Source organism: Serratia sp. CY29653 (assembly GCF_052169255.1).
Lineage (GTDB): Bacteria > Pseudomonadota > Gammaproteobacteria > Enterobacterales > Enterobacteriaceae > Serratia > Serratia sarumanii.
Map to the genome: position 1 here is coordinate 562,297 of NZ_JBJNLC010000001.1, position 14,052 is coordinate 576,348.

General features: G+C 63.3%; 11 protein-coding genes. 5 read left to right on the top strand and 6 right to left on the bottom strand.

All coding sequences use genetic code 11. From position 1 onward, the window contains the following. Nucleotide 1 precedes the first annotated feature (1 nt). The 3 genes from ACJ8HN_RS02645 to ACJ8HN_RS02655 form a co-directional block, all read right to left on the bottom strand. Complete coding sequence (locus ACJ8HN_RS02645; protein WP_442523540.1) at nucleotides 2–1,237, bottom strand: MFS transporter; 1,236 nt, start codon at nucleotides 1,235–1,237, stop codon at nucleotides 2–4. Between the two features lie 271 nt (nucleotides 1,238–1,508). Continuing rightward, nucleotides 1,509–2,546, bottom strand: coding sequence for a LacI family DNA-binding transcriptional regulator (locus ACJ8HN_RS02650; RefSeq protein WP_164134328.1), 1,038 nt, complete (start codon nucleotides 2,544–2,546; stop codon nucleotides 1,509–1,511). Nucleotides 2,547–2,705: 159 nt separating this feature from the next. After that, a complete protein-coding gene (locus ACJ8HN_RS02655) occupies nucleotides 2,706–3,581 on the bottom strand; it encodes a cupin domain-containing protein (RefSeq protein WP_128884796.1) in 876 nt (291 codons plus the stop codon). A gap of 137 nt (nucleotides 3,582–3,718) precedes the next feature. On the opposite strand from ACJ8HN_RS02655, the gene rclC reads away from it, so the two are divergent. The 5 genes from rclC (at nucleotide 3,719) to sbmC (ending at nucleotide 7,598) form a co-directional block, all read left to right on the top strand. Then, on the top strand, nucleotides 3,719–4,291 hold the full coding sequence (gene rclC, locus ACJ8HN_RS02660; protein ID WP_086556934.1) for a reactive chlorine resistance membrane protein RclC: 573 nt from the start codon (nucleotides 3,719–3,721) through the stop codon (nucleotides 4,289–4,291). A 35-nt stretch (nucleotides 4,292–4,326) separates the two neighbouring features. Continuing rightward, the gene (locus tag ACJ8HN_RS02665; RefSeq protein WP_049211955.1) at nucleotides 4,327–4,743 is read left to right on the top strand and encodes a DUF302 domain-containing protein; all 417 of its coding nucleotides are present in this window, start codon (nucleotides 4,327–4,329) and stop codon (nucleotides 4,741–4,743) included. A 37-nt stretch (nucleotides 4,744–4,780) separates the two neighbouring features. Beyond that, nucleotides 4,781–6,118, top strand: coding sequence for a reactive chlorine resistance oxidoreductase RclA (rclA, locus tag ACJ8HN_RS02670; protein WP_442523011.1), 1,338 nt, complete (start codon nucleotides 4,781–4,783; stop codon nucleotides 6,116–6,118). Between the two features lie 147 nt (nucleotides 6,119–6,265). Beyond that, on the top strand, nucleotides 6,266–7,108 hold the full coding sequence (kynA, locus tag ACJ8HN_RS02675; protein ID WP_033635042.1) for a tryptophan 2,3-dioxygenase: 843 nt from the start codon (nucleotides 6,266–6,268) through the stop codon (nucleotides 7,106–7,108). Between the two features lie 22 nt (nucleotides 7,109–7,130). Next, entirely contained in the window at nucleotides 7,131–7,598 is a 468-nt protein-coding gene (gene sbmC, locus ACJ8HN_RS02680) for a DNA gyrase inhibitor SbmC (RefSeq protein ID WP_033647817.1), read from the top strand. 191 nt (nucleotides 7,599–7,789) lie between these two features. On the opposite strand, the gene ACJ8HN_RS02685 is transcribed toward sbmC, so the two are convergent. The 3 genes from ACJ8HN_RS02685 to tssH all read right to left on the bottom strand — a co-directional run bounded on the left by ACJ8HN_RS02685 (nucleotide 7,790) and on the right by tssH (nucleotide 14,009). After that, a complete protein-coding gene (locus tag ACJ8HN_RS02685) occupies nucleotides 7,790–9,718 on the bottom strand; it encodes a type VI secretion system Vgr family protein (RefSeq protein WP_442523012.1) in 1,929 nt (642 codons plus the stop codon). 141 nt (nucleotides 9,719–9,859) lie between these two features. After that, complete coding sequence (locus tag ACJ8HN_RS02690) at nucleotides 9,860–11,305, bottom strand: serine/threonine protein kinase (protein WP_442523013.1); 1,446 nt, start codon at nucleotides 11,303–11,305, stop codon at nucleotides 9,860–9,862. Nucleotides 11,306–11,354: 49 nt separating this feature from the next. Continuing rightward, on the bottom strand, nucleotides 11,355–14,009 hold the full coding sequence (gene tssH, locus ACJ8HN_RS02695; protein WP_442523014.1) for a type VI secretion system ATPase TssH: 2,655 nt from the start codon (nucleotides 14,007–14,009) through the stop codon (nucleotides 11,355–11,357). Nucleotides 14,010–14,052 lie beyond the last annotated feature (43 nt).

Here is a 14,052-nt window from a genome sequence, read left to right on the forward strand (position 1 = left end):
GTTAAGTATTGATGACGCCTTCACGCTGTTTCGCGCAGTAGAAAATGCAGATCAACCCGGTGGCCAACAGGCACGAGGCCAGGAAAAACAGCCCCGGCGCGCTGCTGCCGGTCAGATCGTTCAACACGCCCACCGCATAAGGCGCGACGAAGCCGCCGATATTGCCGATGCAGCTGACCACCGCCAGCCCGGCTGCCGCGGCCGCGCCGGTGGAAATATTGGCGGGCATGGATAAAAACGGCGGCACGGCGGTGTAGATGCCGATGGCGGCGATGCACAGGAACGACAGCGCGACGAGCGGATCGTATTTAAAAAATGTCACCGCCCCCATCAGGCCGATAGCGGCGACCACCATGCTGAGGCCGGCGAATACGCCGAGCTTTTTGGTTTTGCTGGCCCACAGGCTCCACGGGTACACCAGCAGCGCGGCCAGGCCGTAGGGAATGAGCGCCAGCAGGCTGACGCGGAAGATATCGCTGCCGGAGAGGGCGGTAATGATCGACGGCAGCCAGGTGCCGAAGCCGTAAATGCCGCACACCATGCCGAAGTTGAGCAGCGCGTAAAGCAGGTATTTTTTGTTTTTCATCCCTTTCAGGAAGTCGCCCGGCGTGATTTTAGAGCCGGATTTGGAGCGGCCGGCGTTGCTCATCAGCCAGGCCTTTTCCTCCACGTTCAGATAGCCGACGTCCTTGGGCGAGTTCTTGATCAGGAACGGGATCAGCAGGCCGATGACGATCGGCGGCAACCCTTCGAGGATAAACAGCAGCTGCCAGGGAGCGAACCCGAACCAGTCATGCTGAATATTGAGAATAAAGCCGGAAATCGGCGAGCCGACGGCGTTGGACAGCGGCTGGACGATGATGAACATGCCGAGAATTTTGGTGCGGTATTTTTCCGGGAAGAACACCGTAAAGTAATACACCACCGAGGGAAAGAATCCGGCTTCGCATACGCCCAGCATAAAACGGCAGATATACAGCTCCAGCGGCGTGCGCACAAAGCCGAGCAGGGTCGCGAAGATGCCCCAGGAAATTAATATTCTGGCGAACCAGATGCGCGGGCCGAATTTAATGGTGCCGGCGTTGCTGGGTATTTCAAACAGGAAATAGCCGATAAAGAAAATCCCGGAGGCGAAGCCGAAGGCCGAGGCGGTCAGGCCCAGGTTATCTTCCAGCGCTTTGGCGGCGTAGGCCATGTTATTGCGATCGAGAAACGCCAGGAAATACAATAAAATCATGAGGGGGACAATATGCAGCGTCAATTTCCTGATAGCGCTGCGTTCAATATCCTGCGGCTTGCTTATTTTCATTTTGATATTTCCAATGTGGTTAATCGGAATAATAGAGGCCCGGCTCATTACCCTGAGCTGAACGTTAAATAACGGCACGACGCTGATTCATTGAGACGCGGGCATCCCTTAAGCCCGACGGCCTTTTCCTTTGTTTTTGGCTGACACCGATCCGGACGATGCCGCGGCGCATCGCCTGGGGAAAACGCTGTTATTTCAGTTAGCCGGCGGCTTTGACCGAGCGCCGGCTGATGACCGTCGGCGGGAAGAGAAACTCGCCGGGCGGTTGCGCATCATCGTTGATGCGGCCGATCAGGCGCTCGACCATCAGCTGCGCCATCTCCGCCAGCGGCGGCCTGACGGACGTCAGCCCCGGTTCGGCCAGGCCGGCCAGCGCGATATTGTCGATGCCGATCACCGAGATGTCTGCGGGCACCTGGACGCCGGCGGCGCGCAGCCCCACCATCAGCCCGATGCCCAGCGCATCGTTAATCGCCACGATGCCGTCCGGGCGCGGCGTCAGCGCGAGCACGCGCGGCGCCAGCGTCAGCCCTAATTCGAACATTTCCGTGTCGCCGTAGGCGCTGTTGGCTTTGCCTTCGATCACCCGTTGGCGTTCGCTCAGGCTGTGCCCCAGCGCACTTAGAAAACCGTCGATCTTGTGGCTGCGCCCGACGGTCAGCGTCGCTTCGGTGGCGAACACAATGTGTCGGCAGCCGCGTTCGAGCAGGTGCTGCGCGGCCAGGCGCCCGGCGGCGATATTGTCCATCGACACGCTGTCGAACAGCCGGGTATCGGTGGCCATCGGCTCGGCGAACGGGCTGTCGTAGCTGACAATCTTCATGCCTCTCTCGGCCGCCCGAACAAAATGGGTCTGGCGAATGTCGCTCGCCGCCACGATGATGCCGCGCACACCATGCAGGAACATATCGTCGATAAACGCGGCCTCTTCCTGTTCTTGGCGGTAGGCGTTGCCGAGCAGGACGCGGTAGCGATAAGCCCGCGCCGCGCCGTCGACCGCATGTGCCAGCGCCGAAAAGCTCGGGTTGACGATCGACGGCAGCAGCAGGCCGATGATCTTGGCCTGCGGCGCGGGTGCCGCCGCCGTTCGGGCCGGCCGATACCCCAGGGTCGCCATCGCTTGTTCGATGCGCTCACGGGTCTGCGCGCTCATCTGGTGGCTGCGGTTATTCAGCAGGTTCGACACGCTGCTGATGGACACGCCGGCCAACCGCGCGACATCTCGAATATTTGCCATTTGCCGATACCTTGCTGCCTGCCGTTAGCCTGCAATCTATAAGGGAAGACAGGCGCAGGCAAGCCGCAACCGGGGCGAAACCCGCATGGGATCGCGCATTTGTGAGAGTTGTCAGGCGGCGGCCGAGTTGTTTACTAAACAGTAAGGCGGGGTGGGAGGTTACGCCGGGATCGGGCAAGCGTCCGGCGGCGCAGCGGCGGCCTGCTGGCGGAATTTTCCCGGCGTCAGGCCGAAGTGGCGGGTGAAGGCTTTGTGCAGCGCCACCTCCGACGAATAGCCGGCCTGTTCGGCGATACGGCTCAGCGGCAACGCCTGGCGCGCCAGCAGCCGGGCCGCCAGCTGCATGCGGATGGCGGTAAGGGCCTGCAGCGGCGTTTGCTGCGTGACCTGACGAAAGACGCGGGCGAAGTTGGCGCGCGACATATGGGCCTGTTTGCTCAGTTCAACCAGCGTCCAGGGATGTTGCGGGCGGCGCAGCATCTGTTCAACCACGTTGCCCAACTGCGGATGCAGCAACGCGGCGACCAGATTGCCGCTCTGATTTGGCTGGGCCAGCCAGGCGCGGATCGCCAGCGCGAACAGCAGCGCCATGGTCTGGCTGACAATGGCGTTGTGCCCCTGGCCCTGTTGGCTGAACTCATCGCTCAGCAGCTGGCCGGTCGCCTGCAGCAGCGCCAGCCGCCCCTGTTGGCGGCTGTTGAACAGCAAACATTCCGGCAGGCTCGCCAGCAGCGGCGACGCGCTGTGCGGCAAGATTTGCACGCCGCACAGCAGGTGCGTGGCGCTGTCGGCCCTCTCCGGCAGCAGGCGGTGGGCGGAGTTGTGCGGCAAGAACAACAGGCTGCCTTGCTCCAGCGGCACCGGCCGGCCGCCGGGGATCTCCAGCCGACAGCTGCCCGCCAGCACCATGTGCCAGCGGATCTGGCTCCACTCCCCGGCGGCATGCGGCGAGCGCCACTCGCCGCTGAAATGGCAATCGCGCGCCACATAACCGCGCATGTCGTTAAGCATCAACAGTTGGCTGAGCGGATCCATTTTGAGACTCCTGGCTAAGAAGCTGATTGTTTCGGCAATGGGCCGGCGTAATGCGAAGCACTAAGATCGGTTCGATAGTGCAGCGATGCGGAGGGCGCCGCTGCGATGCATGAGTTATCAATGACATGGAGCCGGTAATGAAAATACTATTCTTTCTGAGCAAGGGCGACAAGCTGGGATTAACGCTGATTCGCCTCAGCATCGCCATCGTTTTCTTATGGATTGGCCTGCTCAAATTCATCCCTTACGAAGCGGACAGCATCACGCCGTTCGTCGCCAACAGCCCGCTGATGTCGTTTTTCTATGACATGCCGCAGGACTATCAGGCTCACCTGACGCACGAAGGCGAACTGAACCTCGCCGCCCGCGCCTGGCAGCAGGCCAACAATACCTATGGCTTCTCCAACGGCCTGGGCGTGGTGGAGGTGGCGATCGCGCTGCTGGTGCTGGCCAACCCGTTCTCCAAATGGCTGGGGCTATTGGGCGGCATACTCTCCTTTTGCACGCCGCTGGTGACGCTGACCTTTTTGATCACCACCCCGGAGGCCTGGGTGCCCGCGCTGGGCGATGCGCATCACGGTTTCCCTTATCTCTCCGGCGCCGGGCGTCTGGTGCTGAAGGACACCCTGATGTTGGCGGGCGCGGTGATGATCATGGCGGATTCGGCGCGCAGTTTGCTCGAGAAACAGTGGCGGGGGAAGGTCGCATGAGCGTCATGAACCGGGCCGTGGCCGGCAGCCTGATGATGCTGGCCTGTTCTGCCGTGGCGGAGGGGACGATGGGGCAAGAAACCCGAACGGTAGAGAGCGCCTACGCTTATCAGCAAACGCGTCAGCGCATTATCAGCACGGCCGAGCAGAAGGGCGTGACGCTGTTCGCCGAGTTCGATCACGCGAAAGCGGCGCGTGAGCATCATCTGACGATGCCGCCCACCACGGTGCTGGTGCTGGGCAACCCGCTGGCGGGCACGCCGCTGATGCTGGCGCGGCCGGCGTTGGCGCTGGATCTGCCGTTCAGGGTGCTGATTGCGCAAGACGAACGGGGCAAAACGCAGGTCAGCTACCACCCGGCGGAAAGTCTGAAGCGGAGCGCCGGGGCCGACGAACGACAGATCGCGGCGCTGAGGCCGCTGGAGCGGCTAGTTGAGGCCGCAATACGCTGATTGACCGGCGATGAACATCACGAGACGAGGCGACACAATGTACGATTATCAGGCGATTATCATCGGTTTTGGCAAGGCCGGCAAAACGCTGGCGGCCTTTCTGGCCGGGCAGGGATGGCGCGTGGCGATGGTGGAGGCGTCGGCGCAGATGTATGGCGGCACCTGCATCAACATCGGCTGCATCCCGACCAAAACGCTGGTGCACGATGCCGAGCTTCATGGGCCGGGCGAACAGGCGTTCAGCCAGGCGATGACGCGCAAGCGGCAGGTGACCGGCCTGCTGCGGGAGAAAAACTATCAAAACCTGGCGGGGCTTGAACAGGTCTCGGTGATCGACGGACGAGCGGAGTTTATCGATCCGCATCGCATCAGCGTGCAGGGCGTGGCGGGAACGCAGGTGCTGAGCGGCGAGCGCATCTTCATCAACACCGGGGCCGTCAGCCGCTGGCCGGCGATCGACGGGTTGGATCGCTCGCAGCGGAGTTACGACAGCACCGGCCTGCTGCAGTTGACGCAGCGGCCCGCGCGGTTGGGCATTATTGGCGGCGGTTATATCGGGCTGGAGTTCGCTTCGATGTTCGCGCAGTTCGGCAGCGCTGTGACGGTATTCGAAGAGGCGGATGCGTTGCTCGGCCGGGAAGACCGCGATATGGCGCAGGCGATACAGCAAATCCTGAGCGACGCCGGGGTCAGCTTCACGTTTAACGCCGGCGTGAAGCAGGTGCGCGATGTGGAAGGGGGCGTTGAGGTAGTGCATCAGGGCGGCGTGCAGTCGTTCGATGCGCTGCTGGTGGTGGCCGGGCGCGCGCCGAACACCGCAGGTTTGCAGCTGGCGCGCGCCGGCGTTGAGACGGATGAGCGCGGCGCCGTACGGGTGGACGCGCAGCTGCGCAGCAGCGTGCCGCATATTTGGGCGCTGGGGGACGTCAACGGCGGGCCGCAGTTTACCTATATCTCGTTGGACGATTTCCGCATTGTGCGCGACAGCCTGTTCGGCGCGGGTAAACGCAGCACGGCCGATCGCGGCGCGGTGCCTTACTCGGTGTTCATCACCCCCAGCTTCTCGCGTATCGGCCTCAGCGAAGATCAGGCCCGGCAGCAGGGGCGCGACATTAAGGTCGCCACGCTGCCGGCGGCGGCGATCCCGCGCGCCCGCGTGCTGGGCGACACGCGCGGCCTGCTGAAGGCGGTGGTCGATGCGCAGACCGGCCAGATCCTCGGCGTGGCGCTGCTGTGCCGCGATGCTCATGAGATGATCAACATCGTCAAAACGGCGATGGACGCCGGGCTGCCCTATACCCGGCTGCGCGATCAGCTGTTCACCCATCCGACCATGAGCGAGTCGCTCAACGACCTGTTTGGGCTGATAGGGTAAAGCGGGGCGAGAGGGGCGGCGCAGATGAGTGAGATCTGCGAAGCACCTCTCGTTTATCGCCCTTCGGGGCGGCGGGTTCTGTACTATTGTTTTCTCTTTGCGGCACGTTCCAGGCCGATGGGGCGCTGGGCGCAACGGAGATCACAGATGAACAAACGGGAATTAGAAAGCGCGATTGTCACCGATTTTTCCAAACGCATGAGCTATGGCGACTACCTGTGCCTGGACCAACTGCTGGACTGCCAGCACCCGCTCTCCAACCCGCCGCATCATGATGAAATGCTGTTCGTGATACAGCACCAAACCTCCGAGCTGTGGATGAAGTTGATGCTGCACGAGCTGCAGGCGGCGCTGCGGCTGGTGCAGCAGGACAAACTCAGCCACTGTTTCAAAATCCTGGCGCGCGTCAAACAGATCCAGCGGCTGTTGTTCGAACAGTGGGCGGTGTTGGAAACGCTGACGCCGTCGGAGTACGTCGAGTTTCGCGACGTGCTGGGCAGCTCGTCGGGCTTCCAGTCGCACCAATATCGCTCGATCGAGTTCCTGCTCGGCAACAAGAATGCGGCGATGCTGGCGGTGTTCAGCAGCGACGCGGAAAAACACGCCGCGTTGAAGGCGATCCTCGAAGCACCAAGCCTGTACGACGAATACTTGCTGTACCTGGCGCGCCACGGCTTGCCGATCCCGCAGGAGTGCCTCGAGCGCGACTGGACGCAGCCCTACCAGCGCAACCCGGATCTGCTGCCGGCGTTCAAAGTGATCTACGACAACCCGCAAACCTACTGGGAAGCTTATGAAATGGCGGAGAAGCTGGTGGATATCGAAGAGAGCTTCCATCTGTGGCGCTTCCGTCATATGAAAACGGTGGAGCGGATTATCGGCTTTAAGTCGGGCACCGGCGGTTCCAGCGGCGTCAGCTTCCTGAAAAAGGCGTTGGATCTGACCTTTTTCCCCGAGCTGCTGGACGTACGTACCGAAATCGGCGCCTGAGACAATGTGGGGGGGAAGGGCGATGAGCGTGAGGATTATCGATAAGGCGGCGGAGAAGGTGGTGGGGGTGAGAGTCGTGGGGCCGTATCCGCAGACGATTCCACAGGGCTCGCAGCAACTGCTGGCATGGCGGCAGCGCCACGGCGTGCCGTTCGGCAAATGGCTGGTGCTGTATTGGGACGATCCGGCGGAAGTGGCGCCGGAAAAGCTGCGTGCCGACGTGGTGATGAGCGTGGCGGACGATTTCGCGCTGCCGGCGGAGAGCGAGGGCGTTACCGTGCAGACGCTGCCCGCCGGGCAGTACGCGGTCTACCACGTGCGCATCAGCGATGGCGACTTCGAGCGGGTGTGGGGCGAGTTCTACCAGAAGCTGTTGCCGGCCAGCGGCTATCAGCCGGTTGAGGGGGTAAGCTATGAGCACTATCTCAACGACTGCGAAGCCGACGGCTATTTCGACCTCGATATTTACCAGACGGTGAAGAAGTGGTGAGGGGGCGTTGATGATAAGGAAGGCTGAAGCGATGAACGGGACAGCTTCAGCCCGTTGTTTTGGCTAAACGTCGGTGACCTTGCCGCCAGCGCATTCATCTCCTTGCCAAAAGGGGTTACAGCGGCAGCCGGTTTTGCCGGCGCCGCCGCCCGAAAGCCGGCGTTAACCGGCTTTCCCTGCGTGCCACTTGGCTACTCTTTAGGGAACAGCTGATCGACGGCGCTCTGGATCGCCGCCTGATGGCCGCCGCCCGGCGCGGCGGTGCGCGCGGCGCCGCCGGGCTGGTTGAGATCCAGCTGGCCGCCGGTATTGATCTCCCCGTCCTCTTTCACCGTGATATTGAAGCTGGTGCCGGTGATGTTGATTTGGCCGTTCGCCAGCAGCTCGATCACGCTTTCGCCGCACTCCAGCCGCAGCGATTCGCCGGAGCCGAGGGTAAAGGCGTTGACCACGGCGTCGCTGCGCGTTTTGCCGGTCAGCGCCGAGGCCTCGCCTTTGACGCCGCTGGCCTGATTGAGCACCACCCGTTTGATCTGGTTGCCGCCCACCAGGTGGGTGTGGTCGTTAGCGATGGTGTGGCTCTCATCGTTTTTCACCTGGGTGTCCATGTTGCGCTCCGCCTGGATCCACACCTGCTCGGCGCCGGCCTTGTCTTCGAAACGCAGGGCGTTGGCGTTGTCGGCGGTGCCGTCCTTGGTGCGGCTCATAAAGCCCATCTGGGTGGCGGCGGCCGGCAGCGCCCACGGCGGCATGCTGGCTTCGTTATAGACGCGCCCGGTGACGATCGGCCGATCCGGATCGCCGTTGATAAAGTCCACCACCACTTCGTCGTTCACGCGCGGGATCTGCACGCCGCCGTAGCCCTGGCCGGCCCAGGCGCTGGAGACGCGCACCCAGCAGGAGCTACCGTCGTCTTTCGGCCCGAAGCGATCCCAGTGGAACTTCACCTTGATGCGGCCGTATTTGTCGGTCCAAATCGATTCGCCGGCCGGGCCGACCACCCGGGCGGTCTGCGGTCCGTGGGTTTTCGGCCAGCTGGCCTGCTGCGGCGGGTGCCAGGGCACGTCCGCCGGCAGGACGATGAAGTCGATGCGGTGTTCGCTGCTCTGATCGTCGCCGCTGGCGTAGCGATTCTCTTTCAGATGGTAGCTGGCCTGCAGCGTCAGATATTCGCGATTGTCGTCGGCATGCGGGGCGTTATACAGCGTGAAAGTACTGCCGGGGGCGATGCCCATGGCGGTGGCGGTGCCTCGGATCTGCTGATGTTCGGCCTGCCAGGCCTCCTGGCGCACGCGGGCGTAGAACTCGCCCTGCTGATGCTCGGTGTAGCGGCCCGGCCAGTCGTAAACGTCGATCTGCCCCGGCGTGGGTGAGACCGGGTTTTGCCGCGCCTGGAACAGCCAGGCGTTCGGTTTGCGAAAATCGTAGTCGTCCAGGCTGTAGATGCCCGGCGTGACGCGATCGGACAACGTCCACTGGCTGATGCCTTCCTCGCTGGTGCTGCCGCCGGACGGCGTCAGGTGGTAGGGGATCATCTCGTAGCCGGGATAGGGCTGGTGGTGGTGGGGCGCATCCCCGAGCACCAGCGTGTGTTTGCCCATCTCGTGTTTGAAATAGTAATAGATGCCCTCCAGCTCCATCAGGCGGCTGATGAAGTTGAAGCTGCTTTCGTTGTACTGCACGCAGTAGCCCCACAGGCGATAGTCGCCGGTCAGCTGATCTTCCAACTGCACGTTGTGCTCCGCCAGCAGGGTCTTGACGATCTGCGGAACCGTCTGTTCCTGGAAGATGCGGAAGTTGCGGTCTTTGGTCATCGGCCACAGATCCGGCTGCACGTGCAGGTTATACACCGCGTAGCGCGTGCCGCCGATCTCTTCGCTGCTGACGGCGATGGCGGTGATCTTGCCGTTCAGGTAGCGCGGGGCGCTGAGAAAGCCCTGGGTCGGGATCTCCAGCGTCAGCGGTTGGCCGAGCAGCGCTTTGCGATCGAGCCGCGCGTCGGTGCTCAGCAATTCAATAGAGAAGTCGAAAGGAGTGGAAAGCGCTTCGATGCCGTCTAGCGAGCGGAACAGCAGTTGCTCCTGGCCCAGCGGCGTGTGCGCAATAATGCGATCCAACATGAGAACGTCCTCTGTGATTGACGTCATGCCCTGCATACTCCGGCGTTGCAGCGGCCTTGCCGCGCGGCCAATGAGGGGGCAGTTGCTCGTCAGTCTCATGAAATAGGGAAAACCCCGCCGCGGCGGAGTTTCAGAACGGGATTAACCGGCGGTGGCCGGATTGACCAGCCAGGTACCGGCGGTGTCGATGCTGAGCTGTTGGCGGCGCAGCCGATCGTTGTGGCGGATCTCCAACTGATAACGGCCCGGCGCCAGGTTCAGGCTGGCGAAGCCGTTTTCGCCCGCAGTGACCTGCTGCGGCTTGCCGTCGAGGCTGACCTGCTCACCCGGCTGCAGTTTGAAGTACACCAGCGCCACCGGCTGCGGTGGCGGCGCCGCTTTTTCAGGTTCTGTCGCTGCAGGCTGCGCGGTTTGCGGCGCGCTCGGCTGCTCCGTCAGGGTTTTCTGCGCCGGTGACGCTACGGTGTTTTGGGCGACGGCCTGGGCGTCGTCCTTGCCGCCGCTCAGCCAGGCGACGGCGCCGATCACCAGCAGCGCCGCGACGCCGGCGCCGGCCATTATCGGGCGCGAGAATTGGGTGCCGCGCGCGGTAACGGCGCCGGCGGCGGCCGCAGCGGCGGCCGGGTTGGCGGCGACCAACAAGTTCTCTGGCGCGGCGGCCGGGGTGCTGATGATTTCGTTTTCATCGGCGATCGGCAGGTGCAACAGCTCGGCCATTTCGTCGATGGTCTGCGGGCGGTCTTCCGGCTTCAGCGCCAGCGCGCGATCGACGGTGCGCAGCAGCTCCGGCGAGTAGCCGGCGGGGCGGCGCTCGGTCAGCGGCTGGTAGCTGTCTTCGATGCTGCGCACCACGCTGACCGGCGGCGGCGAACCGACGATCAGCGTGTGCAGCACGGCGCCCAGTGCATAAATATCGGTCCAGGGCCCCTGTTCGCCGTCGCTGTTCTCGGTGTACTGCTCGATCGGCGCGAAACCCGGTTTCAGCATGATTTCCGTTTCGTCCGACAGGTTGCCGATCTCTTTGCGCGCCGACCCGAAGTCCAGCAGTACCGGCAGCTGGCTCTCCTGGATTTGGATGTTATCCAGTGAGATGTCGCGGTGCAGGTAGCCTTCCTGATGGATGGTGTTGATGGCGCTGAACAGTGGCGGCAGCAGCCGCCGGATCCACGCCTCGTCGATTTTCTCCGGCTGCTGCGCCTGCAGGTTCTTCAGCGTGGTACCGCTGTAAAACTGGGTGCCCATGTAGGCGGTGCCGTTCTCTTCCCAGAAGCGCAGCACGTGCAGCAGGCCGGGGTGCGAGAAGCGCGCCAGCAGGCGCGCCTCCTGAATAAAGCTGTTCAGCCCGGCCTGGAAGGTTTTGCCGAAGCGCTCGCCGCGCAGCCCGATGCTGAGATCGTCGTTGCGTTTCGCCAGCGAGGTCGGCATGTATTCCTTGATGGCGATGGTGCGTTCCAGTTGGTGATCGTAGGCGCGGTAGACGATGCCGAAGCCGCCTTCGCCGATCGCTTCCTGGATCTCGAATTCGTTGAATCGATAGCCGCTCGGCAGGCTGTTCGAATTCGGTTTGGTTATCCCGGTTCCCGACATAGTGATGACTCTCTGTGTTCAAAGGGCCGCCGCCTCGGCGGCCGCGGCGTTATGCCTGAAATTGACAAATGAATTCGTTGTTCTGCAGCGCGATATGCAGCTGGCGATAGCGCTGGTCGTTGGCGCTGCCGGTCAGCAGGGTGTGGCTGATCTGCGGCAGTAGGGTGTTGGTCAGGATGGCGTCGACCATGCGGCCGCCGGACTCCACCTCGGTGCAGCGGCTGACGATCTGCTCGATGACCGCGTCGTCGAAGGTGCAGACGATGCCGTGATTCTCCGCCAGGCGACGCTGGATGCGGCCCAGCTGCAGGCGCACGATGTTGCCCAGCGTAGCGTCGGTCAGCGGGTAATACGGCACCACCAGCAGGCGGCCGAGCAAGGCGGCCGGGAACACCGACAGCAGCGGCTGGCGCAGCGCGCCGCTCAGCGCCTCTGGCTCCGGCAGCAGCTCCGGATCGCTGCACAGTCCGGCGATCAGATCGGTGCCGACGTTGGAGGTCAGGATGATGATGGTGTTGCGGAAATCGATATGGCGGCCTTCGCCGTCCTCCATCCAGCCCTTGTCGAACACCTGGAAGAAGATTTCATGCACGTCCGGGTGCGCCTTCTCGATTTCGTCCAGCAGCACCACGCTGTAAGGGCGGCGGCGCACCGCCTCGGTCAGCACGCCGCCTTCGCCGTAGCCGACATAGCCCGGGGGCGCGCCTTTCAGCGTCGAAACGGTGTGCGACTCCTGGAATTCGCTCATGTTGATGGTGATGACGTTCTGCTCGCCGCCGTACAGGGTTTCCGCCAGCGCTAGTGCGGTTTCGGTCTTGCCGACGCCGGACGGCCCGGCCAGCAGGAACACCCCGACCGGCTTGTTCGGATCGTCCAGCCGCGCCCGCGAAGTGCGCACCCGGCGGGCGATCAGATCCAGCGCATGGCGTTGGCCGATCACGCGCTGGTTCAGGGTGTCGGAGAGTTGCAGCACCGCCTCAATCTCGTTTTTCACCATGCGGCCCAGCGGGATGCCGGTCCAGTCGGCCACTACCGCCGCCACGATGTTGGCGTCGACGGCGGCGAAGATCAGCGGCGCTTCGCCCTGCAGCGCGCTCAACTGCTGCTGCAGTTCGCCCAACTGGGCTCGCAGCGCGTCGGCGTCAGGGCCAGCCTGCGTCTCTTCGTCGGCAGGCTCCGCTTCCTGTTGGTGTAGCTGTGCGCGCAGTGTGATGATCTCTTGGATCAGCGCCAGCTCCTGCTGCCAGCGGTCGGTCAGCTGTTCCAATTCCTGGCGCAGCGCGGTCAGCTGGGCTTCAATCTCCTGCGGGCGCAGGGGATCGCCGATGCCGACCTTGGCCTCGCGGCGGGCGATATCCAACTCTATCTGCAGCGCATCGATGCGGTGGCGGCAGTCTTCGACCTGAGCAGGCTCGGCGTGCTGGCTGACCGCCACGCGCGCGCAGGCGGTATCCAGCAGCGCCACCGCCTTGTCCGGCAACTGGCGGGCAGGAATATAGCGATGCGAAAGCCGCACCGCGGCGTCCACCGCTTCATCCAGCAGCAGCACGCGGTGGTGTTGCTCCAGCGGGCTGACGGTGCTGCGCAGCATCAGCAGCGCTTTGTCTTCGCTCGGTTCATGCACCTGCACCACCTGGAAACGGCGGGTGAGCGCCGGATCCTTCTCGATGTATTTCTTGTATTCTGACCAGGTGGTGGCGCCGAGGGTGCGCAGCTGGCCGCGCGCCAGCGCCGGTTTCAGCAGGTTTGCGGCGTCGCCGGTGCCCTGGGCGCCGCCGGCGCCGATCAGGGTGTGAATTTCGTCGATAAACAGGATGATCGGCGTCGGGCTGGACTGCACTTCGTCGATCACCGCCTGCAGCCGTTTTTCAAACTCGCCTTTGACACCGGCGCCGGCCTGCAGCATGCCGATGTCCAGCAGGCACAGTTTCACGTCGCGCAGCTGCGGCGGCACGTCGCCGGCCACGATGCGCAGCGCCAGGCCTTCCACCACCGCGGTTTTCCCGACGCCGGCCTCGCCGGTCAGCAGCGGGTTGTTCTGGCGGCGGCGCATCAGGATATCGATGATTTGCCGGATCTCCTCATCGCGCCCGGCCACCGGATCGATCTCGCCGTTGCGCGCTCTGGCGGTCAGATCCTGGGCATACTGCGCCAGCACGCTTTCACCGCTGCGCGCCGCGCCGGATACGTTCTCGGCGCCGCTTTCCGCCGCCGCATCTTGGGCGTTTTCCGCCGAGTGAGCGGTGATGGCGGCGAACTGCTCCATCAACAGATCGGCGTTGATGCGCTCGAACTGCGGGGAAATGGCCTTCAGCAGATGGCGCAGGCTGTAGGTTTTCAGGATGCCGAGCAGCAGGTGGCCGCCGCGGATGCGCGCCGCGCCGAATTTCAATGAGCCATAGACCCAGGCGCGTTCTACCGCGCTGTCGATGTGCTCGGACAGATCGGAAATGGCGCTGGCGCCGCGGGGCAGGCGATCGAGCGCCTCGACGATATCGCGCGCCAGCTGCGCCTCGTCCAGCGCGAAGTGGCGGACGATCTGCTGCAGATCGCCGTCCGGCGATTGCATCAGCTGATGCAGCCAGTGCGCCAGTTCGACGTAGGGGTTACCGCGCAGCTTGCAAAACGCCGTCGCACTTTCCAGAGAGGTGAATAACAGGCTATCCAGTTTGCCAAATAATACCGAGCGGCTGATTTCAGACATGGTTTTCCTCAGGTCTCAGAGTGGCCTGGCGCCGCAGGGCGCC